General features: G+C 70.8%; 28 protein-coding genes and 3 tRNA genes. 14 read left to right on the forward strand and 17 right to left on the reverse strand.

Annotation, left to right across the window (positions count from 1 at the left end; genetic code table 11):
• Window positions 1-10: 10 nt before the first annotated feature.
• Window positions 11-469, forward strand: a complete 459-nt coding sequence (soxR, locus tag FHG89_RS30345) for a redox-sensitive transcriptional activator SoxR (RefSeq protein ID WP_139587813.1) — start codon at window positions 11-13, stop codon at window positions 467-469.
• On the opposite strand, the gene FHG89_RS30350 is transcribed toward soxR, so the two are convergent.
• The gene (locus tag FHG89_RS30350; protein ID WP_139587814.1) at window positions 452-1429 is read right to left on the reverse strand and encodes an NAD(P)H-quinone oxidoreductase; all 978 of its coding nucleotides are present in this window, start codon (window positions 1427-1429) and stop codon (window positions 452-454) included. The genes soxR and FHG89_RS30350 overlap by 18 nt on opposite strands.
• A gap of 162 nt (window positions 1430-1591) precedes the next feature.
• Between FHG89_RS30350 and FHG89_RS30355 the strand changes: the two genes are divergently transcribed.
• Both FHG89_RS30355 and FHG89_RS30360 read left to right on the forward strand, forming a co-directional pair.
• Window positions 1592-1678: transfer RNA gene (locus FHG89_RS30355), tRNA-Ser, on the forward strand.
• Between the two features lie 16 nt (window positions 1679-1694).
• Window positions 1695-2348: an HAD family hydrolase gene (locus tag FHG89_RS30360; protein WP_139587815.1), complete on the forward strand. Its 654-nt coding sequence runs from the start codon at window positions 1695-1697 to the stop codon at window positions 2346-2348.
• A gap of 1 nt (window position 2349) precedes the next feature.
• Here the strand turns inward: FHG89_RS30360 and FHG89_RS33180 are convergent, their stop codons facing one another.
• Window positions 2350-2499, reverse strand: a complete 150-nt coding sequence (locus FHG89_RS33180; protein ID WP_167517568.1) for a hypothetical protein — start codon at window positions 2497-2499, stop codon at window positions 2350-2352.
• Window positions 2500-2642: 143 nt separating this feature from the next.
• Between FHG89_RS33180 and FHG89_RS30365 the strand changes: the two genes are divergently transcribed.
• Complete coding sequence (locus tag FHG89_RS30365) at window positions 2643-3185, forward strand: YbhB/YbcL family Raf kinase inhibitor-like protein (RefSeq protein WP_139587816.1); 543 nt, start codon at window positions 2643-2645, stop codon at window positions 3183-3185.
• 64 nt (window positions 3186-3249) lie between these two features.
• Here FHG89_RS30365 and FHG89_RS30370 read toward each other — a convergent pair whose 3' ends face one another.
• On the reverse strand, window positions 3250-3960 hold the full coding sequence (locus tag FHG89_RS30370) for a class I SAM-dependent methyltransferase (protein ID WP_139587817.1): 711 nt from the start codon (window positions 3958-3960) through the stop codon (window positions 3250-3252).
• Window positions 3961-4172: 212 nt separating this feature from the next.
• On the opposite strand from FHG89_RS30370, the gene FHG89_RS30375 reads away from it, so the two are divergent.
• On the forward strand, window positions 4173-6008 hold the full coding sequence (locus FHG89_RS30375) for a DUF6311 domain-containing protein (RefSeq protein ID WP_244295999.1): 1836 nt from the start codon (window positions 4173-4175) through the stop codon (window positions 6006-6008).
• Window positions 6009-6015: 7 nt separating this feature from the next.
• Here FHG89_RS30375 and FHG89_RS30380 read toward each other — a convergent pair whose 3' ends face one another.
• Entirely contained in the window at window positions 6016-6798 is a 783-nt protein-coding gene (locus FHG89_RS30380) for an IucA/IucC family C-terminal-domain containing protein (protein ID WP_139587818.1), read from the reverse strand.
• 315 nt (window positions 6799-7113) lie between these two features.
• On the opposite strand from FHG89_RS30380, the gene FHG89_RS30385 reads away from it, so the two are divergent.
• Window positions 7114-8643, forward strand: a complete 1530-nt coding sequence (locus tag FHG89_RS30385) for a peptide deformylase (protein ID WP_139587819.1) — start codon at window positions 7114-7116, stop codon at window positions 8641-8643.
• A gap of 69 nt (window positions 8644-8712) precedes the next feature.
• Here the strand turns inward: FHG89_RS30385 and FHG89_RS30390 are convergent, their stop codons facing one another.
• On the reverse strand, window positions 8713-9828 hold the full coding sequence (locus tag FHG89_RS30390; RefSeq protein ID WP_139587820.1) for a globin domain-containing protein: 1116 nt from the start codon (window positions 9826-9828) through the stop codon (window positions 8713-8715).
• A 146-nt stretch (window positions 9829-9974) separates the two neighbouring features.
• Here FHG89_RS30390 and FHG89_RS30395 point away from each other — a divergent pair, with 146 nt between their 5' ends.
• Window positions 9975-10745, forward strand: a complete 771-nt coding sequence (locus tag FHG89_RS30395; RefSeq protein ID WP_139587821.1) for a CPBP family intramembrane glutamic endopeptidase — start codon at window positions 9975-9977, stop codon at window positions 10743-10745.
• Here FHG89_RS30395 and FHG89_RS34030 read toward each other — a convergent pair.
• Window positions 10706-11347 carry a hypothetical protein gene (locus FHG89_RS34030; RefSeq protein ID WP_244296001.1) on the reverse strand — a complete coding sequence of 214 codons (642 nt, stop codon included), beginning with the start codon at window positions 11345-11347 and terminating at the stop codon, window positions 10706-10708. The two genes, FHG89_RS30395 and FHG89_RS34030, sit on opposite strands and share 40 nt — an antisense overlap.
• 958 nt (window positions 11348-12305) lie before the next feature.
• On the opposite strand from FHG89_RS34030, the gene FHG89_RS30405 reads away from it, so the two are divergent.
• Window positions 12306-12396 (forward strand) — tRNA-Ser (locus FHG89_RS30405).
• A 35-nt stretch (window positions 12397-12431) separates the two neighbouring features.
• Window positions 12432-12504: transfer RNA gene (locus tag FHG89_RS30410), tRNA-Arg, on the forward strand.
• 87 nt (window positions 12505-12591) lie between these two features.
• On the opposite strand, the gene FHG89_RS30415 is transcribed toward FHG89_RS30410, so the two are convergent.
• Window positions 12592-13119, reverse strand: a complete 528-nt coding sequence (locus FHG89_RS30415) for a GNAT family N-acetyltransferase (RefSeq protein ID WP_139587822.1) — start codon at window positions 13117-13119, stop codon at window positions 12592-12594.
• Between the two features lie 101 nt (window positions 13120-13220).
• Window positions 13221-13688: a RidA family protein gene (locus FHG89_RS30420; protein ID WP_244296003.1), complete on the reverse strand. Its 468-nt coding sequence runs from the start codon at window positions 13686-13688 to the stop codon at window positions 13221-13223.
• 21 nt (window positions 13689-13709) lie between these two features.
• On the opposite strand from FHG89_RS30420, the gene FHG89_RS30425 reads away from it, so the two are divergent.
• The 3 genes from FHG89_RS30425 to FHG89_RS30435 all read left to right on the forward strand — a co-directional run bounded on the left by FHG89_RS30425 (window position 13710) and on the right by FHG89_RS30435 (window position 15463).
• Window positions 13710-14084, forward strand: coding sequence for a winged helix-turn-helix transcriptional regulator (locus FHG89_RS30425; protein WP_139587823.1), 375 nt, complete (start codon window positions 13710-13712; stop codon window positions 14082-14084).
• 205 nt (window positions 14085-14289) lie between these two features.
• Window positions 14290-14853, forward strand: a complete 564-nt coding sequence (locus FHG89_RS30430) for a PadR family transcriptional regulator (RefSeq protein ID WP_139587824.1) — start codon at window positions 14290-14292, stop codon at window positions 14851-14853.
• Window positions 14807-15463: a GyrI-like domain-containing protein gene (locus FHG89_RS30435; RefSeq protein ID WP_244296005.1), complete on the forward strand. Its 657-nt coding sequence runs from the start codon at window positions 14807-14809 to the stop codon at window positions 15461-15463. The genes FHG89_RS30430 and FHG89_RS30435 overlap by 47 nt, the downstream gene beginning before the upstream one ends.
• A 46-nt stretch (window positions 15464-15509) precedes the next feature.
• Here FHG89_RS30435 and FHG89_RS30440 read toward each other — a convergent pair whose 3' ends face one another.
• Window positions 15510-16628, reverse strand: a complete 1119-nt coding sequence (locus FHG89_RS30440; RefSeq protein ID WP_139587826.1) for a ricin-type beta-trefoil lectin domain protein — start codon at window positions 16626-16628, stop codon at window positions 15510-15512.
• Window positions 16629-16832: 204 nt separating this feature from the next.
• Between FHG89_RS30440 and FHG89_RS30445 the strand changes: the two genes are divergently transcribed.
• Window positions 16833-16991, forward strand: a complete 159-nt coding sequence (locus FHG89_RS30445) for a DUF3455 domain-containing protein (RefSeq protein WP_244296007.1) — start codon at window positions 16833-16835, stop codon at window positions 16989-16991.
• A 58-nt stretch (window positions 16992-17049) separates the two neighbouring features.
• On the opposite strand, the gene FHG89_RS30450 is transcribed toward FHG89_RS30445, so the two are convergent.
• The 8 genes from FHG89_RS30450 to FHG89_RS30485 all read right to left on the reverse strand — a co-directional run bounded on the left by FHG89_RS30450 (window position 17050) and on the right by FHG89_RS30485 (window position 25845).
• A complete protein-coding gene (locus FHG89_RS30450; RefSeq protein WP_139587827.1) occupies window positions 17050-18279 on the reverse strand; it encodes a GH25 family lysozyme in 1230 nt (409 codons plus the stop codon).
• A gap of 444 nt (window positions 18280-18723) precedes the next feature.
• A complete protein-coding gene (locus FHG89_RS30455; protein ID WP_139587828.1) occupies window positions 18724-19194 on the reverse strand; it encodes a hypothetical protein in 471 nt (156 codons plus the stop codon).
• 14 nt (window positions 19195-19208) lie between these two features.
• The gene (locus tag FHG89_RS30460) at window positions 19209-20399 is read right to left on the reverse strand and encodes an ABC transporter permease (RefSeq protein ID WP_139587829.1); all 1191 of its coding nucleotides are present in this window, start codon (window positions 20397-20399) and stop codon (window positions 19209-19211) included.
• Window positions 20396-21088 (reverse strand): ABC transporter ATP-binding protein, encoded by a 693-nt coding sequence (locus FHG89_RS30465; RefSeq protein ID WP_139587830.1) that lies wholly within the window; start codon window positions 21086-21088, stop codon window positions 20396-20398. Before FHG89_RS30465 ends, FHG89_RS30460 begins: the two co-directional genes overlap by 4 nt.
• The gene (locus FHG89_RS30470; protein ID WP_139587831.1) at window positions 21085-22320 is read right to left on the reverse strand and encodes an efflux RND transporter periplasmic adaptor subunit; all 1236 of its coding nucleotides are present in this window, start codon (window positions 22318-22320) and stop codon (window positions 21085-21087) included. Before FHG89_RS30470 ends, FHG89_RS30465 begins: the two co-directional genes overlap by 4 nt.
• Window positions 22321-22361: 41 nt before the next feature.
• Window positions 22362-23858, reverse strand: a complete 1497-nt coding sequence (locus tag FHG89_RS30475) for a sensor histidine kinase (RefSeq protein WP_139587832.1) — start codon at window positions 23856-23858, stop codon at window positions 22362-22364.
• Window positions 23855-24559 carry a response regulator transcription factor gene (locus FHG89_RS30480; RefSeq protein WP_139587833.1) on the reverse strand — a complete coding sequence of 235 codons (705 nt, stop codon included), beginning with the start codon at window positions 24557-24559 and terminating at the stop codon, window positions 23855-23857. The genes FHG89_RS30475 and FHG89_RS30480 overlap by 4 nt, the downstream gene beginning before the upstream one ends.
• A 29-nt stretch (window positions 24560-24588) precedes the next feature.
• On the reverse strand, window positions 24589-25845 hold the full coding sequence (locus FHG89_RS30485) for an efflux RND transporter periplasmic adaptor subunit (RefSeq protein WP_244296009.1): 1257 nt from the start codon (window positions 25843-25845) through the stop codon (window positions 24589-24591).
• 227 nt (window positions 25846-26072) lie between these two features.
• Here FHG89_RS30485 and FHG89_RS30490 point away from each other — a divergent pair, with 227 nt between their 5' ends.
• Entirely contained in the window at window positions 26073-26675 is a 603-nt protein-coding gene (locus tag FHG89_RS30490) for a hypothetical protein (protein ID WP_244296011.1), read from the forward strand.
• Window positions 26676-26719 lie beyond the last annotated feature (44 nt).

The following is a 26719-nucleotide window of genomic DNA, read 5'->3' on the forward strand; positions in this document are numbered from 1 at the left end:
GGACCGGGTGATGACGGATTTGTTGACGATCGGCGAGTTGTCCGTCCGGTCGGGCGTGGCGCCGTCCGCGCTGCGCTACTACGAGCGGCTCGGGCTGATCCGCGCCGACCGCACCGGCGGCAACCAGCGCCGGTACGCCCGCGCCGAGCTGCGGCGGGTCGCCTTCATCCGGATCTCGCAGCAGGTCGGCGTCTCGCTGGACGAGATCCGGGCCGCGCTGGAGTCACTGCCGGGGGGCCGCACGCCCAGCCCACAGGACTGGGAACGGCTCTCCGCGAACTGGCGGGGCCGGCTGGACGAGAGGATCCGGCTGCTCACCAAGCTCCGCGACGACCTGGACGGCTGCATCGGCTGCGGCTGCCTGTCCCTGCAACGCTGCACGCTCAACAACCCGGGGGACGCCCTGGCCGGCGAGGGGCCGGGCGCGCGCCTGATGCTGCCCCGGCCAGCGTCACCCGACGGTGAGTAGCACCTTGCCGATGTGATCGTTCGACTCGACCAGCCGGTGAGCCTGCGCCGCCTCGGCCATCGTCAGCCGCCGGTCCACCACCGGGCGGATCGTGCCGGCTTCGACCAACGGCCACACCTCGTCGCGTACGCCCCGGACGATCTCCGCCTTCTCGGGCAGCGGACGGGACCGCAACGCGGTCGCCGCGACGAGCGCCCGCTTGGCCAGCAGCGCCCCGAGATCCAGCTCGGCCCTGCGCCCACCCTGCATCCCGATCACCACGAGCCGGCCGCCGGTGGCCAGCGCGGCGACGTTGCGGCCGAGATAGGAGGCGCCAATGATGTCGAGGATCACGTCCGCGCCGTGGCCGTCGGTGGCCTGCCGGACCTCCTCGACGAAGTCCTGCTTGCGGTAGTCGATAGTCACCGCCGCGCCCAGCTCGTGCAGCCGGGGATGCTTCGCCGCCCGCGCGGTCGTCAGGACCGTCGCGCCGAGCGCCGCCCCGAACTGGATCGCGAACGTGCCGATCCCGCTGCCCCCGCCGTGCACCAGCAGCCGGTCACCTGAGCCGAGCCGGCCCACGCCGACCACGTTCGACCAGACCGTGCAGGCCACCTCCGGCAGCGCCGCGGCGTCGACCAGGTCGACACCCGCCGGCACCGGCAGCAACTGCCCGGCCGGTACGGCCACCTTCTCGGCGTACCCGCCACCGGCCAGCAGCGCACACACCTCCTGCCCGACGGTCCAACCGTTCACCTCCGGCCCGACCGCGCTGATCACCCCTGAGCACTCCATTCCGGGATACTCGGGCGCGCCCGGCGGTGGCGGGTAGTGACCCTGCCGTTGCAGCAGGTCCGCGCGGTTGACCCCGGCGGCCCGTACGTCCACCACCACCTCACCGGGGCCGGGCTCCGGGTCGGGCACCTCCGCCCAGACCAGCGCGTCGGGACCACCGGGCTGTGGAATCGTGATGGCTCGCATGGGCCCAGTCTTACCCAATGTCGCCCCCCACCGCAGGCGCACCCCATGGCCCACTGTGGACCGGCCGGACCGCCTGGTCACCGCATCGGGGAGGGACGGCGGGCCGCCTGGAGCGGGCCGTGGCAGACTATGCGTGGCCGTACACCTGCGGGTGCCGGCCCGGGAGGGTTCGCCTAGTGGCCGATGGCGCTGGTCTTGAAAACCGGTAAGGCAGCGATGTCTTCGTGGGTTCGAATCCCACACCCTCCGCATCTATGATCCGGGCATGATCAAAGTGGTCTTCTTCGATGTCGGCGGGACGATCCTGGACGAGTCCCGCGAGTTCGGGACCTGGGCTGACTGGCTCGGCGTCCCGCGGCACACGTTCTCGGCGGTCTTCGGTGCCGTGATCGCCCGGGGCCTGGACTACCGGGAGACGTTCCGGACCTTCCGGCCCGATTTCGACCTCCCGGCCGAGCTTGAGCGCCGGGCGGCCGCCGGCAGGCCGGAGCTGTTCGGCGAAGAGGACCTCTACCCGGATGCCCGAGCGTGCCTGACCGCCCTGAAGGACCAGGGCCTGTTCGTCGGCCTGGCCGGCAACCAGCCGGCTCGTGCCGAGGGCATCCTGCGCGACCTCGACCTCTCCGTGGACATGATCGGGACGTCGGACGGTTGGGGCGTGGCGAAGCCGGCGCCGGCCTTCTTCGAGCGGGTCATCCGCGAGGGCGGTGGCGACGCGTCGTCGATCCTGTACGTCGGCGACCGGCCCGACAACGACGCGCGCCCGGCCATGGAGGCCGGTATGAGGGCGTGCCTGATCCGGCGCGGTCCGTGGGGTCACATCCTCGACATGCCGGCCGTGTCGCAGCGGTGCCTGTTCCGCATCAACGTGCTGGACGAACTCCCGAGCCTGGTAGCGAAGCACAACGCGGGCGGCTAGCTCAGTCCGCCTCGTCCCGCCGGTTCTCCCGGATCGTCTCGTCGGCCAGGCGTTCGACCGCACGCCGGCGTTCCTCGGCGATTGCCTGTTCGTTCGGCTTCCGGAGCGCGCTGAAGACGGCGACCAGGAAATCCCGCCAGATCCGTGCCAAGAATTCCCCCCGTGGAACGTTGCAGGGTGACAACGATAGCGCTCCCGGCGTGACTGCGGACACCCCAGGCTTCCGGTCTCTCATCGCCCGAGATGGGGGTATGAAGGGGCAGGTATCTCCGCACACCGGAAGGACGCGTACCGATGACCCTGGAACGACCCATTGCCCCGGACCCCTACGAGCTGCTGCCGACGGTGCCCTCGTTCACGCTGGCCAGCGACGACGTGCAGAACGGCGAGCCGATGGACGCCCGGCACGCGCACGGCAGCACCGGTGGTGAGAACGTCTCCCCGCAGTTGACCTGGTCCGACTTCCCCGCCGAGACCAGGAGCTTCACGGTTACCTGCTACGACCCCGACGCGCCGACCGGCAGCGGCTTCTGGCACTGGGTGCTGGTGAACGTGCCGGTCGACGTCACCCAGCTGCCCAGCGGTGCGGGCGGCGCGGCGGGCACCGACCTCGGTGGGGCCTTCTCGGTCCGCAACGACTACGGCGAGCAGGGCTACGGCGGCGCGGCGCCACCGCCCGGTGACCGCCCGCACCGGTACGTCTTCGCGGTGCACGCCCTGGACGTGGACCGCCTGGATGTGACCCCCGACGCGAGCCCCGCGTACGTCGGCTTCAACCTGACCTTCCACACCCTGGCGAGAGCGGTGATCCGCCCGACGTACCAGATCAAGGAGTGACCCGTACCTCGCGATCTTGCACTTCCCTCTGAAAGGGCGAGTGCAAGATCGCGGGGGTGTGAGGTCAGGAGGGGACTCGGGCCACGGCGAAGACGGACTGGCCGAACGGGGGGCGGATGCGCTGCTCGGCGGCCTTGGTGGCGGGCAGTACGAGGGTGTCGTACACCTTGACCATCGGGCCCTCCTTCGGCATCAGCCGGAAGACCTTGGTGGCCATGAAGTAGCCGATCAGTCCCAGCGCGTTCGCGTAGTGGATCTTCTCCACCGTCAGGTCGGCCTCGGTCATCGCCGCCTGGAGGGTCTTCTTCGTGTACCGGCGGACGTGCCCGGTGGCGATGTCGGCCGGGCTCATCGCGAACTCGAACGCCGGCACGATGATGATCACGGCGCCGCCGGGGCGGACCAGGTCGCGCATGCTGCGCAGCGCGCCCACGTGGTCATCGATGTGCTCCAGCACGTTGTACGAGACCGCGGCGCTGTAGTTGCCCCGGTCCTCGTGCGGCAGCAGCATCTGCCGGACATCGATGCTCGGCTGGTCGGCGAGGCGCTCCTTGAGCTGCACCAGCCGGTCCGGGTCGGCCTCGGTGGCGGTGAACCGGGGCAGCCGCTGTGACCATTCCAGCGCGTAGTCACCGAGACCGCTGCCGATCTCGATCGGGTCGTCGCCGAGGTACGGCACCGCCAGTTCGACGAACCAGCGACGGTGGTTGACAGCTGTCGCCAGGCCCTCCAGCACCTCGGACTGGACGCGCTGATCCCCAGTGATTTCTGCCATACGTCGATTCCTCACGATATGAACTCGACCCGTGCCTGGACCGACAGAGTGAATCATCCACTGGGACGGCAGAAGAATCGGGGCATCGGGGTAGCCGAATTGTGGTCGGGGGGTGGGCACGTGATCGGCGGTCGGCGAACCCGGCACATAGTACGGCAGTACCCCGAAACATGTCACGGCAGCGCCATACGCTGGCTACCCTACGAATTGTCATGACTACTCCTGAACCGGACGCGCCCGGCAACGGTCCGGCCGTGCCCGGCGAGGGTTCGGCCACGCCCGGCGACGTGGACGCTTCGTTGCGCCGCAAGGGAAAGCGGACCGACGTGCTCGCGGTGCTGAGCTTCGTGGCGCTCGGCTTCTGGGTGACCGGGCGGCTCTGGTTGGACCCGGGCAGCGGGGTGCGGGACAACCGCTCCGACCAGTCGCAGTTCGAATGGATGATGGCGCACGGTGCACGGGTCGTTACGCCTTTCGCTTATCCGTTCCATTCGGACCGGATGAACGTGCCGGACGGCGTGAACCTGATGGCGAATACGTCCGTATTATCCATTTCATTGCCAATGACGCCGGTCACCCTGCTGATCGGGCCGCGAGCGAGCTTCCTGGCCTTTCTCACAGTCGGAATGATTGCCACCGCCACCGCTTGGTACTTCCTGCTGTCCCGGGTCGTGATCGGCGCCCGAGGGCCGGCCTGGCTGGGCGCCGGCTTCTGCGCGTTCGCGCCGGCCATGGTGTCGCACGCCAATGGGCATCCGAACATCGTGTCCCAGTTCGTCGTCCCCTTGATCATTTGGCGCACGCTGCGTCTCGGCGAGCCGGGACGCTGGCTCCGCAACGGCGTCCTGCTCGCGCTGGTGATCGTCTGGCAGGCGTTCCTCAACCTGGAGATCCTGCTGATGACCGCGATCGGTCTCGGCGTGGTCGTCGGCGTCCTCGCCCTCGGTCGCCCGGCGCTGCGGTCCCGGGCCCGGCCGTTCCTCGCCGGGCTCGCCGTCGCCGCAGTGGTCGCGGGTGTGCTGTTGGCGTACCCGCTGTACGTGCAGTTCTTCGGCCCGGGCGCCTACTCCGGGCTGTCCCGCCTGATCCGCGGCTACTCCAGCGACCTCGCCTCGTTCGTCGCGTACTCCCGGGAGTCCCTCGCCGGCAGCCCGCGTACGGCGGCGGGCCTGGCCAAGAACCCCACCGAGGAGAACAGCTTCTTCGGCTGGGCGCTGGTGGTGCTGGTGATCGCCCTGGTCTGGTGGATGCGCCGGTCGATCGTGGTGCTCGCGCTTGGCGCGCTCGGGCTGCTCTTCACGGTGCTGTCCCTGGGCCGGGAGGTCCGCTTCGACGGTCGGGGCACCGGGGTGCCGGCCCCCTGGGCGGCGCTGGAGAACCTGCCGATCCTGCACTCGGTGGTGCCGACCCGGTGGGCGTTGGCGATCACTCCGATCGTCGGGGTGCTGCTCGCCTACGGCGCCGAGCGCGCCCGCGAGCTGTCCCGGGCGCATCCGGCGGCCCGGCCGCAGATCCGCTTCGCCACCGCCGCCGTGCTCACGATGGCCCTGCTGCCCATCCTGCCCACCCCGCTGCCCGTGGTGGACCTCGACCCGGTCCCGAGGTTCGTGACCAGTGGGGCCTGGCGGCCCTATGTGGCCGGTGGGCGCAGCGTGGTGACCCTGCCGCTGCCGGACACCAACTACGCGGAGCCGCTGCGCTGGTCCGCGGTGACCCGGCTGGACATGCCGCTTGCCCGCGGCTACTTCCTCGGCCCGGACACCCGACCCAACGCGGAGGCGCCGAAGGTCGCGCTGTTCGGTGCGCCGCCCCGCCCCACCAGCAGCTTCTTCGCCACCATCCGGCGCACCGGGGCGGTGCCGCCGATCACCCCGCAGAGCCGGGTCAAGGCCGTGGACGACCTGCGCTACTGGCGGGCCGGGGTGGTCATCCTCGGGCCGCACGAGCACAACGAGGCGCTGCGTCGGGGGATGACCGAGCTGACCGGGATCCAGCCGGTCTTCACCGGCGGCGTGTGGGTGTGGGACGTGCGGCCGTTGACCGACTGACCGAGGGTCAGCCCTGGCGGACGCAGCAGCCCTGGCACACCTTCGGGCTGGGCAGCGTGAACGCGAGGCAGCAGGTGCGTCGCTGCACGCTCGGCTCGCCGGTCGGCCCGGGCACCAGCTCGACCAGGTCGGCCAGGTCGAGCGCGCCGAGCAGCGTGTCGATGCTCTGCACCGTCGAGCCGGGCAGCCCGTCCGCCGCGCGCAGGATGCCGTGCGCGATGCCGGAGGCCACCGATCCGAGCAGCGTGCGGGTGCCCACCCGGACCTCCGCCTGGATCGCCGTGATCAGCGGGGCCAGGTGGGCGTCGAGCAGGGAGGCCCGCAACACGGCCAGCAACTCGGCCTCGTCGGCGACGACGCGGACCTCGGGCAGGCCGGCGAGCGCCAGCGGGTCGTTCGGCAGCACCGCCACGGTGGTGCCGCGGCGCAGGCCCAGGGTGAGCAACGGCCGGTGGTCCTCGAAGTGGATCAGCACGTCGGTCGGGTCGAGCAGGGGAACCCGGCGGGCCGAGGCCCAGCCGAGGACGACCGGAAGGGCCGTCCAGTAGCTGTACGACTTCCAGGCCAGCGCCGCGCAGGCGTGCGGGGTGCCGCCCCAGCGGACGGCGGCGGCGCGTAGCAGCTCCGGCAGCCGGGTGCCGTCGATCAGAGTGGTGGCGGGCGCCCAGCCGAACTCATCGTCGACCAGCAGGCCCCGGGCCAGCCCGGGGAGGTCGTCGGTGCCGAACATCGAGCGCAGCGCCGCGGTGACGGGGGCGAGCGGCGTGGCGGCCACGTCCCGCCTCGGCATCACCGCTGTCACCTGAGTCGTCCCCCGTCCGAGAGGCCGAGGAAGTGCCCCGGCGGACGACCTGCTGCCGTCCTGAGCTAAGGCTAGCCTAACCATGCCCGCCGGTCTAAGGGAAGCCTCACCTCGATCGGATCGGGAGGTGCAGGCCACGCCGTGGCCTGCCGCCACGGCGTACTACCCCTCATCGGCCCCGGAAAACGCCGCAAGGATCGACGTACCTCGGTGGTCTGTCAAGCGGTGTGTCGGCAAAGTGCCAGTTACGTGTGCGCTTCGCCACGGAACGTGAAACTGATACTCCCGGCCACGAGGAAGCCGATGACGATCTCACCCCTCGATCGGGCTGCCGACTCCTTCGCGGCCGAGCTTGCCCGACAGCGGACCGGGCGAGGGCTGTCCAAGAAGCAACTGGCCATCCTGATGGGGTTCGACCCGTCGTACGTGAGCCACGTCGAAGGGCGCCGGCACCGCCCCACCGAGGACTTCGCCCGCCGCGCCGAGGCGGTCCTGGAGGCCGGCGGCGCGATCTGGCAGCGCTTCCGGGAGTACGACGACGTCAGGCACGCCCGTGCCGGCCAACCGCCGCGCGAGTCGCACCTGCCCGGCCAGTGGCTGCCACCCGGCACCGGCCTCGTCGTGGAGCGGGAGACGGCCACCCTCACGCACACCGTCGACAGTTACCGGTGCGTCATCCACCGCGAGCTGTACAACGCCGGCACCGAACCGGTCACCCGCTACCTGGTCCGCGTCGCCGTCGACCGCTACCCGAACGACCCCGGCCGCTCCAACCGGCACCACCGGGAACACCCCCTCACCTTCGCCGAGCTGCAACTGCAGGCCCGGCGCGACGACGGGGGCGGTGACCCGGAGCCGATGCACTGGCGGGCCAAACACGACCGGGACGCGTTCAAGGAGATCTGGCTGCTCTTCGAGAACGGTGAGCGGCGCTTCCCGCTCTACCCCGGCGACCGGGCCACCATCGAGTACGCGTACAGCGTCGGGCAGGAGAAGTGGGGCCCCTGGTTCCAGCGGGCCGTCCGGCTGCCCACCCGGCACCTCGCCGTACGTCTGGACCTGCCGGCGGCGTTCGACCCGCAGGTCTGGGGCGTGGAGACCTCGCTCTCGGCGGAGGAGGGCCCGCTGCGTACGGCTCCGCAGCGACACGACGAGGGCGACCGGGCGATCTTCGACTGGCAGACCGACGACCCTCCGCTGAACGCGCGCTACCGGATGCAGTGGCGTTTCCGCGCCCGCCCGGACACCGACCCGGACGTCGACACCGCCGGCGTACGGGTCCGGCCCAGCGACCGGATGCGCGGCATCGGCATCGTCCAGCGCGGCGCCGACCTGCTCCGCCAACGAGCCCGCCCATTCGACCTGCCCGCTGAGGAGCAGGCCGCCCGGGAGGTCGTCGACCGGCTCACCGCGGTCCTGGTCCGACTCGACGAGCTGCACCCGTTCAGCAAGGGGGTCGGTGTCGCCGCTCCCCAGCTCGGCGTCGGTCGGGCGGTGTCCGTGGTGCGGCCCCCGGACCGGTCGGCCGATCCGGTCGTACTGCTCAACCCCCGGGTCGTCGATGCCGACCCGGACACCGACGAGCAGTACGAGGGCTGCCTCTCCTTCTTCGACCACCGGGGTCTGGTGCCCCGACCACTGCGCCTGGACGTGGAGCACGCCCAGTGGGACGGCAGCCGGATCATCACCTCGTTCGAGTTCGGCATGGCCCGGCTCGTCGCGCACGAGATCGACCACCTGGAGGGCCGGCTCTACGTCGACCGGATGGCACCCGGCGTGCCGCTCGTGCCGGTCGAGGAATACCGGGAGACCGGGCGACCCTGGCGGTACTGATCGACGCGGGGACCGGGGCGCGCGCCCCAGGGGGCAGGGGCACGCGCCCCGGTGTGGGGGGAGGAACGCCTAGAGGTCGCCGAAGGTGTCGTAGCGGATGTGCGGCGGCGGCACGTCGTCCGCGGCCAGCACCCGCAGCGTGGCGCGGACCATCCGGGCCGAGCCGGAGACATAGCAGTCGTGGGTGGTCCACGGGCCGTACCGGGCCACCACGTCCGGGATGTCACCCACCTCGCCGTCGAAGTCCGGGTCCTCGTTGCACGCCGCCGTCACCGACAACCACGGGTGTACGGCCACCAGCTCCTGCAACCCGGCCAGGCCGTACAGGTCCGCCGCCCGCCGGGCGCCGTAGAAGACGTGCGCCCACCTGGTGCGGTTGTAGGTGGCCAACTCCTCGACCAGCGCCTTGATCGGCGCGAGCCCGACCCCGCCGGCCACGCAGAGAATGTCCCGTTCCGACGATCGGTCCAGCGTCATCGACCCCATCGGCGCGGCGAGCCGCAGGAGGTCACCCGGCTGTACCCGGCGGACCAGCGCACCGGACACCCAGCCCGCGCCCGGCGTCCGCACGTGGAACTCCAGGACGCTGTCGTCGTTCGGGGCGTTCGCCACCGAGTACGTCCGCCACACCCGGGGGTGGTGCCGCGGCACCTCGAGGCTGACGTACTGCCCGGCCTGCCAGCGCAGCGGATGCTGCAACGCGCGGCAGGTCAGCACGGCCGTGTCCGGGCCGTACCGCTCGTGGGTCAGCACCTCGGCGTGCCAGAACGGCGGATTGTCGTCGGCCGCCGCACCGGCCATCATCTTCGCCGAGATCGCCGCGTACGCGTCCCGCCACGCCTGGTCGTACTCCAGGTTCCAGCCGTCGCCGGCGGTGCTGCGCAGCGCGTCCAGCAGCGCGACGCCCATCGTCGCGTAGTGCCGGTCGTCGACGTGGTACTTGCGGTGGTCACGGCCCAGCGCCCGGAGGAACTCGTCGAAGCTCTCCGGGTCGTCCACGGTGTGGATGGCCGTGATGATCGCTTCCAGCAGGCGGTCGCCCTGGCCGGACATCTGCACCGGAAAGAGCTGACGCAGGGCGGGGTCGAGCAGGAACAGGCGGGCGTAGAAGTGCCCGCTCAGCCGGTCCCGGTCCTCCTCGACCAGGGTCCAGCTCTCCTTCAGCAGCCGCGCGACGTCATCCACGGGGGTGCTCCTTCTCCAGACGGCAGCGGATCGGGCGCCCATAGAATGTCCACGGAGAGTGCCGACCGATCGCACAGAATGTGCGATCGGCTCACGCTGGCTGGTCGGTCCTGCCGGCGGGGCATCCCGTCGGGCAGAGTGGTGCGGTGACCGTTGAGCTGACCCGCCCGGTGTCACGCCGGCTGCTGGGGACCGAGACGCTGCTGGTGCTGGGCCTGTCCCTCGGCCAGTCCGCGGTCTACGCGGTGGTCTCGATCATCGCGAAGTTGACCGCCGAGGGGCCGCTCTCCAAGCAGACCGCCTCGTTGAACACGTCGGCGTCGGCCCGCCCCTGGCTGGACCTGACGTACCAGCTCCTCGGCATCGTGTTCGCGCTGCTGCCGGTGCTGCTCGCCGTACACCTGCTCAGCCGTGACCCCGGCGACCCGGCGCGGACCCTCGGCCTGGACGCCGGGCGGCCCGGCCAGGACCTGGCCCGCGGCGCCGGCCTCGCCGCGCTGATCGGCCTACCCGGGCTGGCGTTGTTCTTCGTCGCGGCCCAGCTCGGCCTCAACGCGACGCTGGTGCCGGCCGCGCTGCCGCAGGTCTGGTGGGCGGTTCCGGTGCTGATCCTCGCCGCCGTGCAGAACGCCGTGCTGGAGGAGGTGATCGTGGTCGGCTACCTGGTCACCCGCCTGCGTCAGCTGCACTGGCGGCTGGTCACGATCGTCGCGGCCAGCGCGCTGCTACGCGGCTCGTACCACCTGTACCAGGGCTTCGGCGCGTTCGTCGGCAACGCGGTGATGGGCGTGGTCTTCAGCCTCTTCTACCTGCGTACCCGGCGGGTGATGCCGCTTGTCATCGCCCACACCCTGCTCGACGTGGTGGCCTTCGTCGGCTACGCGCTGCTGCCCCGGGAGTGGTTCGACTGGCTCTGACGCGGCCGGTAGGTAGCCACCGCCCGGGCCGCGAGACGGTCCGCCGCCGCCGCGTCGCCCAACGCCGCCGCGAGGACCGCCGCACCCGGCAGCAACCGGGCCGCCAGCCGCAACGCCACCCAGCCGCCGGCCTGCGCGGTGAGGGGCGCCGCCAGCCGCCACGCGGCCTCCGCCGCTCGCGGCCACGCCCCCTCGACCGGGTCGTCGGCCGCCCGCGCGGCGGCCAACGCGGCGCGCGCGCTCTCCGGATCCGGGTGCACCTGGGTGAGCACCAGCAGGTCGACGGCCCGATCGGGATGCGCCGGATCCCTGCCGTACGCCGCCGCCAGGTGCAGCACCAGGTTCGAGTGGGTCCAGAGCACCGAGGCAAGCTCGGCCAGCGGCGCGAAGAACCCGGCAAGCGCGGCCGCCGCCCCTCCCACGCCCGCCGACCGCACGAACCGCCGGGTCGCCAGCCGGGCCAGGCCGTCCGCCGAGGCGTCCGGGTAGCGGGTCCGTAGCCGCTCGGCCCAGTCGGCCGCGCTCGGGCCGAGCGACTCCACCGCCGACAACGCCAGCAGCTCCGGAGCGAAACCCGGGTGGTCGAGCACGCGCGCGGTCACCGCGCGCAGGTCAGATTCCGGGGTACGCGGTGAAAGCGCCCCGGGGGTACGTGCCGACGCCGTGCTCGGTGACGCCGCTTCCGGGCCGGGCTCTGGTGCGGGTTGCGGCCCTCGCGGTTTCGGCGTTGCGGCACCGGGTGAGGTGGCCTTGCGCGGCGTGGCCTTGCGCGGCGTGGCCTTGGGCGTGGTGGCTTTGCGCGGGGTTGCGGCGCGCTTGCGCGGGGTCGGCGGGCTCTGGGCCGGCTCCGGTGTGAGCGGGATCGCATCCGTGGACGGCGGTGGCGTCGGTGCCGTGACGGCCGCCTCCGTGGCGACCCTCCGGGCCCGGGGAGCCCGTGCCTTCGCTGGCCGGGCTGCCTCCGCGCCGGCGGGTGCTGCGCCCGCCGCGGCCGGCGGCACGTCGCCGGCCTGGCCGGACGTCGGGCCGCTCCCTCCGGGTCGCTCGGCACTCGTGCCGCTGTCGTCGGACCTCGTGCGGTCGGGCTTCCCGGCTATGGTGCCACTGCGGTCGGATCTCGTGGTGTCGGGCTGCACGGTCTTCGCGCCGTTCGTGGCGCTCGTGCCGTTCGCGTCGGCTGGCGTGCTGTCCGGCTGTCGGGGCAGGACACGGTCCGGCTCGGGTGGCTGGAACAGCACCGCCGGTGCCGCCTTGGCCCGGCGCGGACGCGGGCTCGCCGGAACCGCCGGCGGGGACGCCTCGTCGGCGGGCGGCTCGGCTGCCGTCGGCGGCGTGAACGTGGCCCGCGCCGAGCGCCGACGCGCCCGGTCAGCAGGCTCTCGACGGGTCGGCTCGCTGGGCGGCTGCTCCTGCATATCGATGGAGCCTAGTCCCGATCACGTCACCGCACAGCCGCGAAACCCAGCGGCGTGCCACCCCGGTCGGCGTACCCCGGAAGTCGTTTTGCCCCCGGTGGGTGACGACCTGTATCCTCGGGCGCGGTGGTCTGCGGGCCACCAGGGAGACTTCGCCTAGTCTGGTCTATGGCGCCGCACTGCTAATGCGGTTGGGGTCTTAAAGCCCCTCCCGGGTTCGAATCCCGGAGTCTCCGCGCGAAAGCCGGGTGTGTACACTGGCTGAGCACGAGCGCCCGTAGCTCAATGGATAGAGCATCTGACTACGGATCAGAAGGTTAGGGGTTCGAGTCCCTTCGGGCGCACATAGCAAGAGGAAGCCCCCGACCAGCCAAACGGCAAGGTCGGGGGTTCTTTCATGTCCTCCGGAAGCGCCACTGCGTGCGCTCAGGTCACAAAGGCGACGGGTCGTTCCTCAGGCGGCTGTACAGGTACCCGTCGCACCATCGGCCGTCCCGGAACTCACAGGCTCGCACCACCCCCTCCAACTGGAATCCGGCCTTCACCAGAGACTTCTGTTCGGCGATGTTCTCAGCGTGAGTACCCGCCTGGATGCGCTGTAACGGCGTGTGCGTGAACAGGTAGTCGCACAGCATCGCCTGCGCCCGCCAGCCGATCCCGTGCCCGCGCCACTCCGGCAGCAACGCGATCCCGATCTCCCAGTGCCTGGTCGGGCCGCCGAAGTCCCGCAGCGCCCAACTCACGAACCCGGGCGCGACCTGTTCTTCCTCTACCTCGACCATGAGCCGGCTGCTTTCCGCCCCGAGGTAGCTATCGGTGGCGAAGCGCCGCGCCGGTTCCTGCGGGTCCTTGAATCCGGTCCAGTCCAATCCGATGAGGCCTGGTTCCGTCGCGAATCGACGGAACATGGCCAGATCCTCCTCGACGACCGGCCGCAACCGGATGGAGTGTCCGCTCATCTCATCGCCCGTTCGCCCATGAACGAGGGCGCTCCTCGGCGCCCATCCTGGCCAACGCTACGGGCGAGGAGTACGGACCGCGCGGCCTGATGTTCCGGTACTCAGTGCGATATCGCGGTCGCCTCGAGTTCGACGAGTACGTCAGGCTCGAAGAGGTGGTCCACGCCGATCAGCGACGCCGGCGGAAGAGGCCAGGGTAGGCCGAGTTCCTCGATGACGGACTCGATCCCAGCCATGAACGGCCCGATCTTCTCGGGCGCCCAGTCGGTGACGTAGAAGGTCAACCGGACGACGTCCTCGAAGGAGGAATCGGCGCCGGCGAGGGCGCGGCCGGTGTTGCGCAGCGCCTCCGCGACCTGTCCGCTCAGGTCGCCCGGCGCGACGGGTGTGCCATCACCCCGTCGGGCGATCTGGCCACTGACGTGGATGTGGCGCGATCCGGTGGCCACCGCGACGTGATGGTAGGGCGTGTGCGGCTGAAGGCCGTCGGGGCTGAAGCGGGTGACAGACATCGGTTCTCCTCCACGGAACAACTGCGGTTTACCATTGATACCTAGTTGCCGCAGCACACTTCAAGGAGACCTGGTTTCATGCGCGATACCGCCCCTCGTGCCGCGGAGCTACGCATCGACGCGCCGCACCGCGAGTTGCTCGACCAGGTGTTGGACAAGTGGTCGCTCAGCGTGCTCAACGAACTGTGCGAGCACCCATGCCGCTTCAACGAACTGCGCCGCGCGATCCCGGCGGTGACACAGAAGTCGCTCACGGCGACCCTGCGACGACTCGAACGTAACGGCATCGTCGAACGCCACGTCGTGGCCACCCGCCCGGTCGCGGTCGAGTACCGGATCACCCGGTTGGGGAAAACCCTGCGTGCACCGATCGACGCCCTCCTCGAGTGGGCGGACGCGCACATGCCGCAGATCGAGCACGCCCGCACGCTGTTCGACGCCGAGATCGAGTAACGAGTGTGGGTCAGCATGCCGCTCGTGACCGAGCCGTGGGGACATGGTGGCACCGGACCCGCAGTGGCTCGCCGACAACGGGCTGGCCGGTGAGTGACGGTCTGATGATCGAGTCAGGGCTCTTCCCGGCTCTCGGCCAGCGCAACAGGTCACCGGCCGCCATCGGCGCCGGCGGCGGGCGGGATTCTAGCGCTAGAATAGGACGGTGGAGCTGACACCCGCTGAGCTGACCGTGTTGGGGTTGGTCATCGAACGGCCGCAGCACGGGTACGACCTGGAGCAGGTGATCGAGCAGCGGGGCATTCGGCAGTGGACCGACATCGGGTTCTCCTCGATCTACTACCTGCTCGCCAAGTTGGAACGGCGTGGCCTGCTCCATGTGCCGGAGGCTCCGGCAGCCCCCAGGTCCCGCCGCGTCTTGCACCCCACCGACGAGGGCCGGCGGGTTGCCGCACGTACGACGCTGGCCCTCATCGCCGAGGCGCGTCCGCATCCGCAGCCCCTGCTGGTCGGCGTCGCCAACCTGTCCCTGCTCACGCATCGGCAGTACGAGCAGGCGTTGCGCACCCGGCTGGCGCAGCTCGAAGCCCGGATCGCCGCGATCCGGGCGGCGCAGCATGCGCAGGGTCCCCTCCCGGACGCGGCGGGCGAGGTCTTCTCCTATTCGCTGAAGCTCATGGATGCAGAAAGGCAGTGGCTCGCCACCCGAGTCCAGGTGTCCCGTGACCAACAAGAGCGCCGACAAGATCGACTTCAAGAGGACGCTTGACGCCTACAAGGCGCAGCAGGGCCGGTTCCGGATGGTCGACGTCCCCGACATGCAGTACCTCATGATCGACGGCCAGGGTGACCCCAACACCTCGCCCGCCTTCACCGAGGCGATCGAGGCGCTCTACCCGACGGCCTACAGGCTGAAGTTCGCCAGCAAGCGCGACCTCGGACGCGACTACGTCGTCCCGCCCCTGGAAGGTCTGTGGTGGGCCGAGGACATGGCGTCCTTCACCACCGCGCGGCACAAGGCGCGGTGGCACTGGACGTTGATGCTGATGGTCCCCGACTGGATCGACCAGCCGATGGTCACCACCGCCATCGGCCAGGCCGGCGCCAAGGGCCGACCGGCGCGTATCGACGACGTCCGTCTCCGAACACTGTCCGAGGGGCGGTGCGTGCAGACGCTGCACGTCGGTTCCTTCGACGACGAGGCCGACGTACTCGCAGAACTGCATCACCAGTACATCCCGGCCAACCGGCTCCGCATGGCCGGAACTCACCACGAGATCTACCTCAGCGACTTCCGCAAGGTCGCACCGGACAGGCAGCGCACCATCCTCCGGCAGCCGGTCACCCCCGCCGCCCCGCACGACGCTTCAGGTAGATAGCGCGTGCGCGGCGGCGGTGGTGGTGGTGTCCACACGGTCCCGCGAGCTATCGGCGGCTCCACTGCTGGTTCGTCTGGCCGGTGCAGGTCCAGAGGACGAGTTTCGTGCCGTTGCCGGTGCCCTGGTTGACGGGATCCAGGCAGAGGCCGGACTGCACTCCGGTGATGGTGCCGTTCGCGTTGACGTTCCACTGCTGGTTCGTCCCGCCGTGGCAGTCGTAGATGGTGACCTGGGTGCCCGGGGAGGTGCCGTAGCCGGCGGCGTCGAGGCACTTGTTGCCGTACACCGTCAGGGCCTTGCCGGACGTGTAGGTCCACTGCTGGTTGGTGCGGCCGTGGCAGTCCCACAACTGCACCTGGGTGCCGTTGGTGGTGGAGGAGCCGGGGACGTCGACGCACCGGCCGGACAGCGTACCCACGATGGTGGTGGTGGTGGTCTCGCCCCCGCCGCTGCTCGGGTTGCCGATGCTGCCGGGGACCGATTGCAACGCGCTGTACCAGCGGGCGGCCATCTTGTCGTAGCCGGTCGCCGTGGGGTGGATGCCGTCGATCAGGTCGGCGGTGGTGAGAGCGCTGTGCATGTCGACCAGGCGTACCCGCTTGCCGGCGTTGACCTTGCTCTGCACGATTCCGGGGATGGCGGCGTTGAAGGTGCGGACGGCGTTCTCCTGGTTGCTGTTGGCGAGCGGGATGAGCTGCGCCACGAACACCTCAGCCGTCGGCACGGTGGTGGTGATGCGGTCGATAAGCGTGGAGAGCCGGTTCGGCGCGCTGCTCACGTTGTAGTTCTGCAGGATGTCGTTGGTGCCGATGTGCAGCAGGACGGTCTGCGGCCGCTGGGTGTTCAGCCAGCCCACGACGTTGGCGTCGATCTGGTCGATGCGCCAGCCGGGATGCCCCTGGTGGTCGTGGTCGCCCAGGCTGGCCGGCCCGTTGAACTGCGATCCGACGAAGTCCACTGTGTACCGTCCGGCGGCGAGGCGCTGCCAGAGCCCGATGCGGTATCCGCCGGGGACCTGGGTGCCCTCGGTGATGGAGTCGCCGAGCGGCATCACGCGCACCCCGCCGTTGGACTCCGCGCTGGCCGGGCCGGTTGGTGTCACCACACCGGCGACCACGACACCGAGCGCGGCGAGCGTCGCGAGCCATCGTGCCCTCGTTCGCATGTTTTCTCCCCTGAGTTGGTCGAGCTGGCCGAGGGCAAGGGCCGTTATGTGGGCCGCCGGGATCGCCCGGCACGCGCCGATCGACAGGCCGGCACGGCGGTACTGCCTCAGCACTGGGACGAGTGTGAGCGCTAACACAGACGAGTGTAGATTCCTGGGGCTGATCCGGTCTACCTCAACCCACACCCTGATTGGCTGCCGACGGTGGACAGCCACAGCGGCGCCGGCATGCTCGGCAACGTCGCGTACATCAACCGCCTGCTGACCTCGGGTGGTGTCGCCCCGGCCGGCGCCTGCACCGACGGCGAGACGACCGCCGTGCCGTACGGCGCGGTCTACGTCCTCTGGGCCGCGAAGCGGTAACCGCCTCGTCCCGGTGCGCTGCTGCCCGGCACTTCCCGCGCCGGGCAGCAGCGGTGCCTCAGGCGGCGAACCGGTCGAACTTCTCCCAGGTGCTGATCGTCGGCGCGCTGGCGATCAGGGGCAGGGTGCCCTTGCCGGCCGCGGTGACGTACTTGCCGTTGATGTTGGCGCGGAGGCTGACACTGCCGTCCGAGTTGTTGATGAGCGTGAACTTCTCCCACGTGCCGATCGCCGGCCCGTTGGCGATCAGCGGCAGGGTGCCTCGGCCGTCCGCCGAGACGTACTTGCCGTTGATGTCGGCGCGGAGGCTGACACTGCCGTCCGAGTTGTTGATGAGCGTGAACTTCTCCCACGTGCCGATCGTCGGTCCGTTGGCGATCAGCGGCAGGGAGCCTCGGCCGTCCGCCGAGACGTACTTGCCGTTGGTCCACGAGCGGAGGGCGAGCGGGGGCGCGGCGACCGGGGCGCCGGTGAGCTGGGTGAGCTCCGCGTACGTCCCGTTGAAAACGTTCTGGCTGTAGTCGCCGGGGTTGCTCGAGTTACCGGCGGCGTACTGCCAGATGGTCTCCGTCGTCCAGCCGGACGGCAGGGGCGGGCGGGTGGTGGTGTAGCCGGCGATGTCCAGCGGGTTGGCGCCGAAGGACGCGTCGTTGCCGGTGCACGGGTTCCAGTAGTTCGTGTTGGTGTAGATCATCACGGGCCGACCGATGCGCGCCTTGACCTGGTCGGTGAAGGAGCGGATCCAGGCCGACATCTCGGTCGGGGTGAGCCCGTAGCAGGTCGGCGCCCCGTCCCAGTAGGGCCACTCGATGTCCACCATGGGCACGAGCGTCTGGCTGTCGGTCGCCCACAGCGCATTGTCGATGAAGTAGTTCGCCTCGTTGATCGGGTCACGCTTGTCCGGGCGGGCGAAGTGGTAGGCGCCCACGACCAGACCGGCTGCCTTGGCTCCCGCGTAGTCCTCGGCGAAGTACGGGTTGAGGTACGTCCGACCCTCGGTCGCCTTGACGTACGCGAACTTGACGCCGCTGGCCGCGACCTGCGGCCAGTTGATTGGACCAAGGTTGTGATCGTGGCTGGAGACGTCGATGCCCCGGATCGTGTAGCCGGCCGGGATGTCGGCGCTCGTGGACACCGCGCCGCTGCGCGCGCCGGGGGCGACGCCGGCGTTGGCCCGGCCGCCACCGTCGGCGGTCGGGTCTGCGGCCTGTGCCGGCTGCGGCACGCCGAGCGCCCCACCGATCGCGAGCCCGGCGGAGATCAGCGCACAGAGCAATCTTCTTGGCATGGTGAGGTGAGGTCCTCCTTGCGCGGAAGGTCGAGATGACCGTCCGGCGTAGCAATGGGTGCCGCGATGGCGCTGCCCGGTGCCGGTGCGGCGCGGCTGAACGACTTGGCGAAGCGGGCTCGCGGAGTATCCCTTGTTGACACAGAGCCGCGCTGCCCCGCTGACGGCGTGAACGCGGAGAGCGCGCTGTCCGGCCCCGCGCAGGTCCGATCATCGTGACCGAACCTGTGCGGGACCGGATGGCCTGAGCCACGTGCCGTTCTATGTTGAGCAGGCCTCGTACTGCATCGGATTTCACGAGAGGAACACGTGCGGGCGGTGCACGGCCGAGGGGTGCCGCCGCCTCGACGAGGCGGTGGAGGTGCTGGCCGAGTACCGGGCCCAGCGCGCCCAGCGGTACGGCCGGAAGGGATCTCAGTAGCCCGACGGCCTGAACGTGACCCCTCAGTCGGTCTTCGTGACCGACGACGCGGTCACCGAGCCGTTCGTGTCGGCGTCGCCGTCCACGCTGACCTTGTCGCCGGCCTTGACGCTCGTCAACTTCCCGGGGACCCGTACGGCCGTGTCACCGTCGGTGCGGACGGTGACCACCTCACCCGACTCCGTCTGCAGGTAGATCGTGGTGCCGTCGACGAGCTTCACGGTTCCGGTGGTGCTCTCGGGGCGTTGCTGCCTGCCCTGCGAGCCGACCGAACCACCGCCCGGGAAGGCGGTGGGTGGGGTGAAGTCCCCCTGCCCCCGGAGTCCGCCCGGTCCGGTGGCGGTGGGCTGTTCGCCGAATTTCTGCTGTGCCGCGATTCCGGCCACGAAGCCACCGACGAGGAGCAGCGTCACAGCGAGGACGATCGTCGTCCTGTTCCACCAGCGGCGGTTCGCCGAGGCGGCCAGTTCGGCGTCCAGGGTGGATGCGGTCACAGGGTTCTCCCGGGTCACTCGTAGCGGAGGGCGTCGATGGGACGGAGGCCGGCTGCGCGGTTGGCGGGTACGCTGCCGAAGAAGAGCCCGATCGCGACCGACACGCACAGGGCGAGGGCGATCGAGCTGGGCACGATGACCGGCCGTACGCCGACGATGGTGAAGGTGCTGCCGACGAACGCGGCCGCGACGCCCAACCCACCACCGATCAGGCTCAGCATCGTCGCCTCCGCGAGGAACTGGGTGAGGATCACCCGGCGGGGTGCGCCGAGCGCCTTGCGAATACCGATCTCGCGGGTCCGCTCGGTGACCGTGACCAACATGATGTTGGTGATGCCGATGCCGCCGACCAGCAGGCTGATGCTGGCCACCGCGCCGAGCAGCGTCGTGAACGTGTCGGCTGTCTCGGTCTGCGTCTGCAGGAGCTGGGAGGCGTTCTGGATGCGGTACGGCTGATTGGTCGAGCCGGCCGACACCTGGATTCGCTGCGACAGGATCAGGGCGACCTGTGACTGCGCGTCGGTCACCTTCTCTGGCGTACGGGCCTCGACGACGATCGAGGTGAGTGGCCCGTACCCGGTGAGGGCCTGCTGGACCGCGGTCAGTGGTGCGATCGCGACGTCGTTGGCGTCCATGAAGCCGGAGGCGCTGCTCTTCTCGTCCAGCACCCCGATGACCGAGAACAGGGCGCCGTTGACGGTGATCTCCTCGCCGACGGCGTCGACGCCGGGGAACAGTTCGTCGGCGACGGTCCGCCCGATCACGATGACCGGGCGACCCTGTGCGACGTCGTCGGCGGTGAAGGCCGTGCCGGCGCCGATCGGCGAGTTCGAGGCCGCGAAGTAGCTGGGTGAACTGCCGACGAGTTGTTGCACCGAGTGGTCGGTGCCCTGGTAGGTCAGGGTCGCCTGGGTGCTGCTGACCGGCGAGACCGATGCGACGTCGGGTGCGAGGACCGGGTCCTGGAGCGCCTCGGCGAGAGCCGGGGTGAGGGCGCCGCTGCCGCCGACGCCCTGCACGGTCAGGGTCTTGGTGCCCAGCGCCTCGATCCGGTCGGCGACCTGGCGGGCGGAGCCGTTGCCCACGGCGACCAGCAGGATCACCGCCGCGACGCCGATCAGGATGCCGAGCATGGTGAGGCTGGAGCGGAGCTTGTTGGCGCCGATCCCGCGTACGGCGAAACGCAACACCTCGAAGGCGCTCATGCCAGCACCCGCTGCCGGACGTCGGTGACGATCTGACCGTCGACGAGCCGGATCAGGCGGCTCGCGCGGGCGGCGACGTCTTCCTCGTGGGTGATGAGCAGGATGGTGCGGCCGGCGGCGTGCAGGTCGTCGAAGATGCCGAGGATGTCCTCGGTCGACCGGCTGTCGAGGTTGCCGGTCGGTTCGTCGGCCAGCACCAGCGCGGGCTCGGTGACCAGCGCCCGGGCGACCGCGACGCGTTGTTGCTGGCCGCCGGAGAGCTGGTTGGGCTCGTGGTCACCGCGTTGGGCGAGGCCGACCATGTCCAGCGCGCCGCGCGCCCGTCGACGACGCTCGGCCGCCTTGATGCCCGCGTAGGCGAGGGGGAGTTCGACGTTGGCCACCGCGGTCGTGCGGGGGATCAGGTTGAACGACTGGAAGACGAAGCCGATGCGGCGGTTGCGCACCAGCGCGAGCTGTCGGTCGTTGAGCCGGCTCACGTCGACGCCGTCGAGCAGGTATTGACCGGTGGTCGGGATGTCGAGGCAGCCCAGGATGTTCATGAGTGTGGACTTGCCGGAGCCGGACGAGCCCATGATCGCCAGGTACTCGCCCCGCGCGACGGTCAGTGACACTCCGCGCAGCGCGTGGACAGTGGCGGCGCCCTGGCCGTACACCTTGGTTACGGTGCGTACGTCGAGGACGGTCACCGGCCACCTCCGGGACGCCCGCCGCCGGGGAACCCTCCGCCGCCCGGGAAGCCTCCACCGCCGGGGCCCGCCCCTCCGCCGGGGAATCCGCCGCCCGGCTGCGTCCCCTGGTTGGAGTTGCTCGGCATGGTGATCAGCACGTGCTCTCCGACGGTGAGCCCGGACTTGATCTCGGTCGTACCGTCGCCTTCGAGGCCGACCTCCACCGCGCGGACGACCCGCTGGTCGTTGTCCATCACGGTGACGGTGTGGCGGTTGCCCGCGCTGGTGACGGCCGCCGAGTTGACGTACAGGACGTTGTCGGCCTGGCCGACGATGACCGACACGTTGACGCTCTGGCCGGCGCGTACCCCCTTGGGCAGGTCGTCGAGGGTGAACGTGACCCCGTAGGTCACGACGTTGTTCTCGGTCGTCGCGTTGGGGTCGATGGCGGCGAGCTTGGCCGCCGACCGCGCGCCCGGTAGTGCGTTCCAGGTGACGGTGCCGGTCTGGCCGGCCTTGAGCTTCGTGGCATCGGCCTCGGCGACCGAGGCGGAGACCTCCAGCCGACTCAGGTCGGCGATCTCGATGAAGCCGGTCGACGACGTTCCGGTGTCGCCGCCGCTGGAGGCGCCGCCCGGCGCGCTGCCGCCGCCGTTCGAGGCGTTGCCGCCGCTTCCCGAGGCCGATCCGCCGACGGTGCCGTTGACGGCGGTCACCGTACCCCCCATCGGCGCCTTGAGGGTGGCACCGGCCACCGCGTCCTCGGCCTCGTCGACGTCGAGTTCGGCCTGGTCCACCTGCGACTCGGCCTCCGAGGTGTCGCCGTCGGCGTCCTGCGCCCGGTCGAGCGCCGCCTCGGCGGCGTCGAGGTTGGTCCGGGCGGTGGTGAGCTGCCGCCGCGCGGCCGTGTCGTCAACCGACGCCAGGACCTGCCCCTTGGTCACCTTGTCGCCGACCTGCACCCTGATCGCGGTGACGGTGCCGGAGGTGCCGAACGTGGCAGTCGCCGTCGAGGCGCTGCGTACGGTGCCGGTGGAGGAGACCGTCGCGGTGACCGTGCCCTGGGCCGCGGCGATGGTGCGGCTGCCGCCGGCCCCCGGCTCGGCGGCCTTCGCGGTGCTGAATGACGTGTACGCCCAGGTGGCCGCGCCGGCCACCGCCAAGGCGAGTAGGACGTTGACGATCAGGGCAGGCGACCTCCGCAGTCTCGCGAACGACGGCCTGCCCAGTCTCGGGAGGTTGTGGCGCATGCGCGACAGCCTGCAGGAGGCGGCTCGGAGCAAGCCCCGCGTCAGCTCAAAGCTGACTGGGAACCGGTGGGCAACAGCACCCGGAACGCGGCTCCCTGGCCGGGACTCGTCTCCAGTTCGACCCGCCCACCGTGGCCGCTCACGATCGCCGCGACGATCGACAGGCCGAGCCCCGAGCCGCCATTGCTCCGGGCTCGGCTCGGATCGGCCCGGTAGAGCCGCTCGAAGACGCGCCCGGCGTGTTGCGAGGGCAGGCCGGGGCCGTTGTCGGCGACCTCGAACACCGCGATCGGCGTACGACGTGGCGGCTCTTCGCCGACCACGGCGGCCGTGTGCCGGCGCGGGCGGTACGTCGTCAGCCGGCCGACCCGGATGGTGATGTCGGAGTGCGGCGGCGTGTGCTGTAACGCGTTGGCGACCAGGTTCGTGGCGACCTGGCGGAGCCCGTGCTCGTCGCCGAGCACCGTCACCGGGTCGAAGGCGCACTGGTCGCCGCCGAAGCTGGCCAACTGGACCCGGCGGTCGGGGCGGCGGGCGTGCGCGTCCCTGATCGTGTCGGCGGCGATGGCGAGCAGGTCGACCGGGCGTCGCTGCGGCTCCCGCTGGCGGTCCAGCCGGGCCAGCAGCAGCATGTCCTCGACCAGCAGCCCCATCCGGGCGGCCTCCGCCTCGATGCGGGACATCGTCTCGTCGAGCAGCCGCCCGGGCGGCGCCCCGCCGCGCCGGTACAGCTCGGCGAAGCCCCGGATCGACGTGAGCGGGGTACGCAGTTCGTGCGAAGCGTCCGCGACGAACTGCCGGAGCCGCTGCTCGGAAGCGGTCCTCGCGGCGACCTCCGACTCGATCCGGTCGAGCATCGAGTTCAACGCGATGCCGAGTCGGCCCGACTCGGTGTGCGGGTCGGCGTCGTCGACCCGGTGGGTCAGGTCGCCCGCCGTGATCGCGGTGGAGGTGCTCTCCATCCGGATCAGCGGGCGCAGGCCGATCCGCACCACCGCGGCGGCGACCAGCGCGAGCAGGACCAGCACGACGATCATCACGACCAGGTCGATGGCGATCAGCAGGTCGGCCGTGGCCTCGACCTGGCGAAGCGAGATGGCGGGGACGGCGACCGCGCCGTCGGGTTGGGTGACCACCGTCACCCGCCAGTGGTCCTCACCGTCGACGGATTCCACGGTGAACGGTTCGCCGTCCGCCCTGTCCCGCAGAGCGTCGATCGACCCCACCTGCGGGGGTGAGATCTCGTCCGACGACGGGGACGGCATCTGGCGGCCATCGGAGTCGAAGACCAGCAGCGTGCGGTACATGTCGAAGCGGCCGCGCGGAAACGGGTTATCGCCGGTCGGGTCGGGTGGCAACGGGCGGGTCGCGACGTGACGCATTCCGGCGAGTTGGTTGTCGATCTGGTCGGTGAGGTACTGACGCAGCAGCACGATGCCGGCCGTGTTGGACACGATCAGGGCGACGGCGCTCAGCGCGGCCACGGCGACGACGAGGCGGGACCGTAGCGTCCAGTGCCGCCACCTGGGCACTTTCATTCGTCCGGTGGCCGGCGCAGCGCGTACCCCACACCACGGACCGTGTGGATCAACGGCGGCTCCCAGCAGTCGATCTTCTTGCGGAGGTAGTAGACGTACGACTCGACGATCCGGCCGTCACCACCGAAGTCGTAGTTCCAGACCCGGTCCAGGATCTGCGCCTTGCTCACCACCCGGCCCGCGTTGACGAGCAGGTAGCGCAGGAGGTTGAACTCGGTCGGCGACAGGTCGACCAGCCGGCCGCCGCGGCGTACCTCGTGCGCGTCCTCGTCGAGTTCGACGTCGGCGTAGCGCAGGATGCCGGTGTCGCCGTTCGGCTCGATGCGGCTGCGGCGCAGGATCGCCCGGATGCGGAGGACGACCTCTTCCAGGCTGAACGGCTTGGTGACGTAGTCGTCGGCCCCGACGGTCAGGCCGGAGATGCGGTCCTCGACCGCGTCGCGTGCGGTCAGGAACAGCACCGGTACGTGCGGTTCCTGCCCGGACCGCAGACGCTGCGCGACCTGGAAGCCGTCGAGGTCGGGCAGCATCACGTCGAGCACCACCAGGTCGGGGTCGAACTCGACAGCCGCCGCCAACGCCTCGTGCCCGCTGCCGGCGACACGCACGTCGAACTCGATGAGCCGCAGCGTCGCCGACAGCAGGGCACAAATGTTGGGCTCGTCGTCGACGACGAGCACTCGGGTCAACCGTCCAGCCACGCCATTCTTCTATCGGAGCTACCTCGGAGTCAGCTAGGACCACCCTTTGCGCCGGCTGTGACGACCTCGTCGCCTTCGGCGAGCCCGCTCGTGATCTCCGTGTACTGGTCGCCGCGCAGCCCGACGGAAACGGCGCGGACCAGGTCACCGGTGGCCGTCCTGATCACGACGGTGTCGTCGCCGTGCACCGCGGCCGAGGGTGCCCGCACCACACCGGCGACCTCTCCGGTCCGCACCCGGACGTTCGCGCTCTGGCCGACGAGAAGCTCCGCCGGAACCTCCTCGAAGGCGAGTACGACGCCGTACCGCACCAGGTTTCCGTCGGCGGTCCCCACCGGGTCGATCCGTACGACGCGGGCGGCGAACTCCTCGTTCGGCCGGTTGGCGAGCGTGACGGTCGCGCTCTGGCCCATCTCCAGACGGCCCGCGTAGGCCTCCGGAACATCCGCCGCCACCTGCATGCCACCCACGTCGGCCAGCGTGACGAAGGTGCTGCCGGCACCGACGTCGGCACCCACCGCGCCGGCCACCGTGAGCACCTTGCCACCGATCGGTGCCTTGATCCTGGTGCCGGCGAGCTGATCTTCCGCTTCGGCCAGGGCGAGCTCGGCACTCGTCACCCGCTGCTGCGCGGCGAGCACGGGATCTCCGGACCGCTGAGCGGAACACGCGGCATTTCGGCCGCCGCCCGGCACCTGACCGCCGGGTGCCTTGCCACCACCCGGTTCTTGCCCGCCGGCGGAGCGCGACGGCTGGCTCGCTGGCGGTTGAACCGATCGCGACGGCGACGGTTGGCCGCTCGGTGACACCGACGGGACCGCGGACGGCGACGGCGTTGCGGACGGCGACGGCGTCTGGCTGCCACCGGCGACCAGGGCGACCGGGAGGACCCGCCCGCTCCGGACGGACGCGACGGGGCAGGCACCCGTCCCCGCGTCGGCCGCCGCCTCCGCCTCGTCGAGCGCGTCCTCGGCGTCGTCGAGTGACTGTCGCCGGTCGTTCACCCGCTTCTTGGCCGCGGCCGCGTCGATCTCGGCGAGCACCTGACCGGCCTTCACCTGGTCACCGGGCCGTACGTTGACCGCCGTCACCGTGCCGTCGGTGCTGAAGCCGAGCGTGCGGGTCTGCGCGGGCTCGAGCGATCCCGTCGTCGCGACGGCCGTGACGACCTCACCCCGGTCGACCCGCGCGGTGCTGCTGTCGCCTGACCGGGCCGGCTCTCCCCGGTGCGACGTCCACACCACCACCGCGACGCCGAGCACGACCAGCGCGGCGAGACCGCACACGGCGAGCCTGCCGTGGCCACGCCATCTTCTTCGGAGGAAGCCCATAAGCGGCGAGTATCGGTGGCGCACCTCGCAGATGGCTGAACCGAACCTCGAAGTTCCCTCAGAGTCGATTCGAAGGGTTCTTTGAGCTTGGCCTGACCTGGCCCGGAGGTCGTGACGGTTGCATGGGCCGGTGTGCCGCCGAACGTTTCCGACCCCGGCGGCACGACGAGGATGGAGGACCTGTGTCTCTGCGCATGCGACAGTCTCGCCGTACGCGATGGACCCTGGCGTTTGCCGCCGGGTCGGCGGCGCTGCTCATGGCGGCCGGTTGCGGCTCGGATGGTGACGGTGGCTCCGACGGCCCCAGCCAGGCGCCCGCAGGCGCGCCGGAGGGTGTCTCGGCATACCTCGGCTGCCTCCGCGACCAGGGCATCGACATCTCGAACACCCTCCCCTCGGGTCGTCCCAGCGGGTTTCCCGCCGGGCGGCCGACCGACTTCCCGTCCGGTCGCCCGACCGCGTCCCCGTCCGGGCGTCCCAGCGGGTTCCCGTCCGGCGGGCCGGGTGGCGGACGGACGGACGGCTTCCGCCCCCAGGGAGTCGACGACGCGACCTGGCAGAAGGCACAGGAGGCCTGCGCGTCGGTGCGGCCCACCGGTGGCCCGGGAGGCAACGGCCCCGGCGGCCCGGCGGGCGGCAACGGTGACGCCACCGCGGCCTACCGCAACTGCCTCGCCGACCGTGGCGTCGACCTTCGGGCCAACCCGGCGACGACCGACCCCAAGGCCGCCGAGGCCTTGAAGGCGTGCGAGGTGCTCCGCCCCACGGCCACCGCCACGCCGTAAGGGCGAATGCTGCGGCGGTGGTGCGCGAACGCACCACCGCCCGC

It is taken from the genome of Micromonospora orduensis (assembly GCF_006228125.1).
GTDB classification, from domain to species: Bacteria; Actinomycetota; Actinomycetes; order Mycobacteriales; family Micromonosporaceae; genus Micromonospora; species Micromonospora orduensis.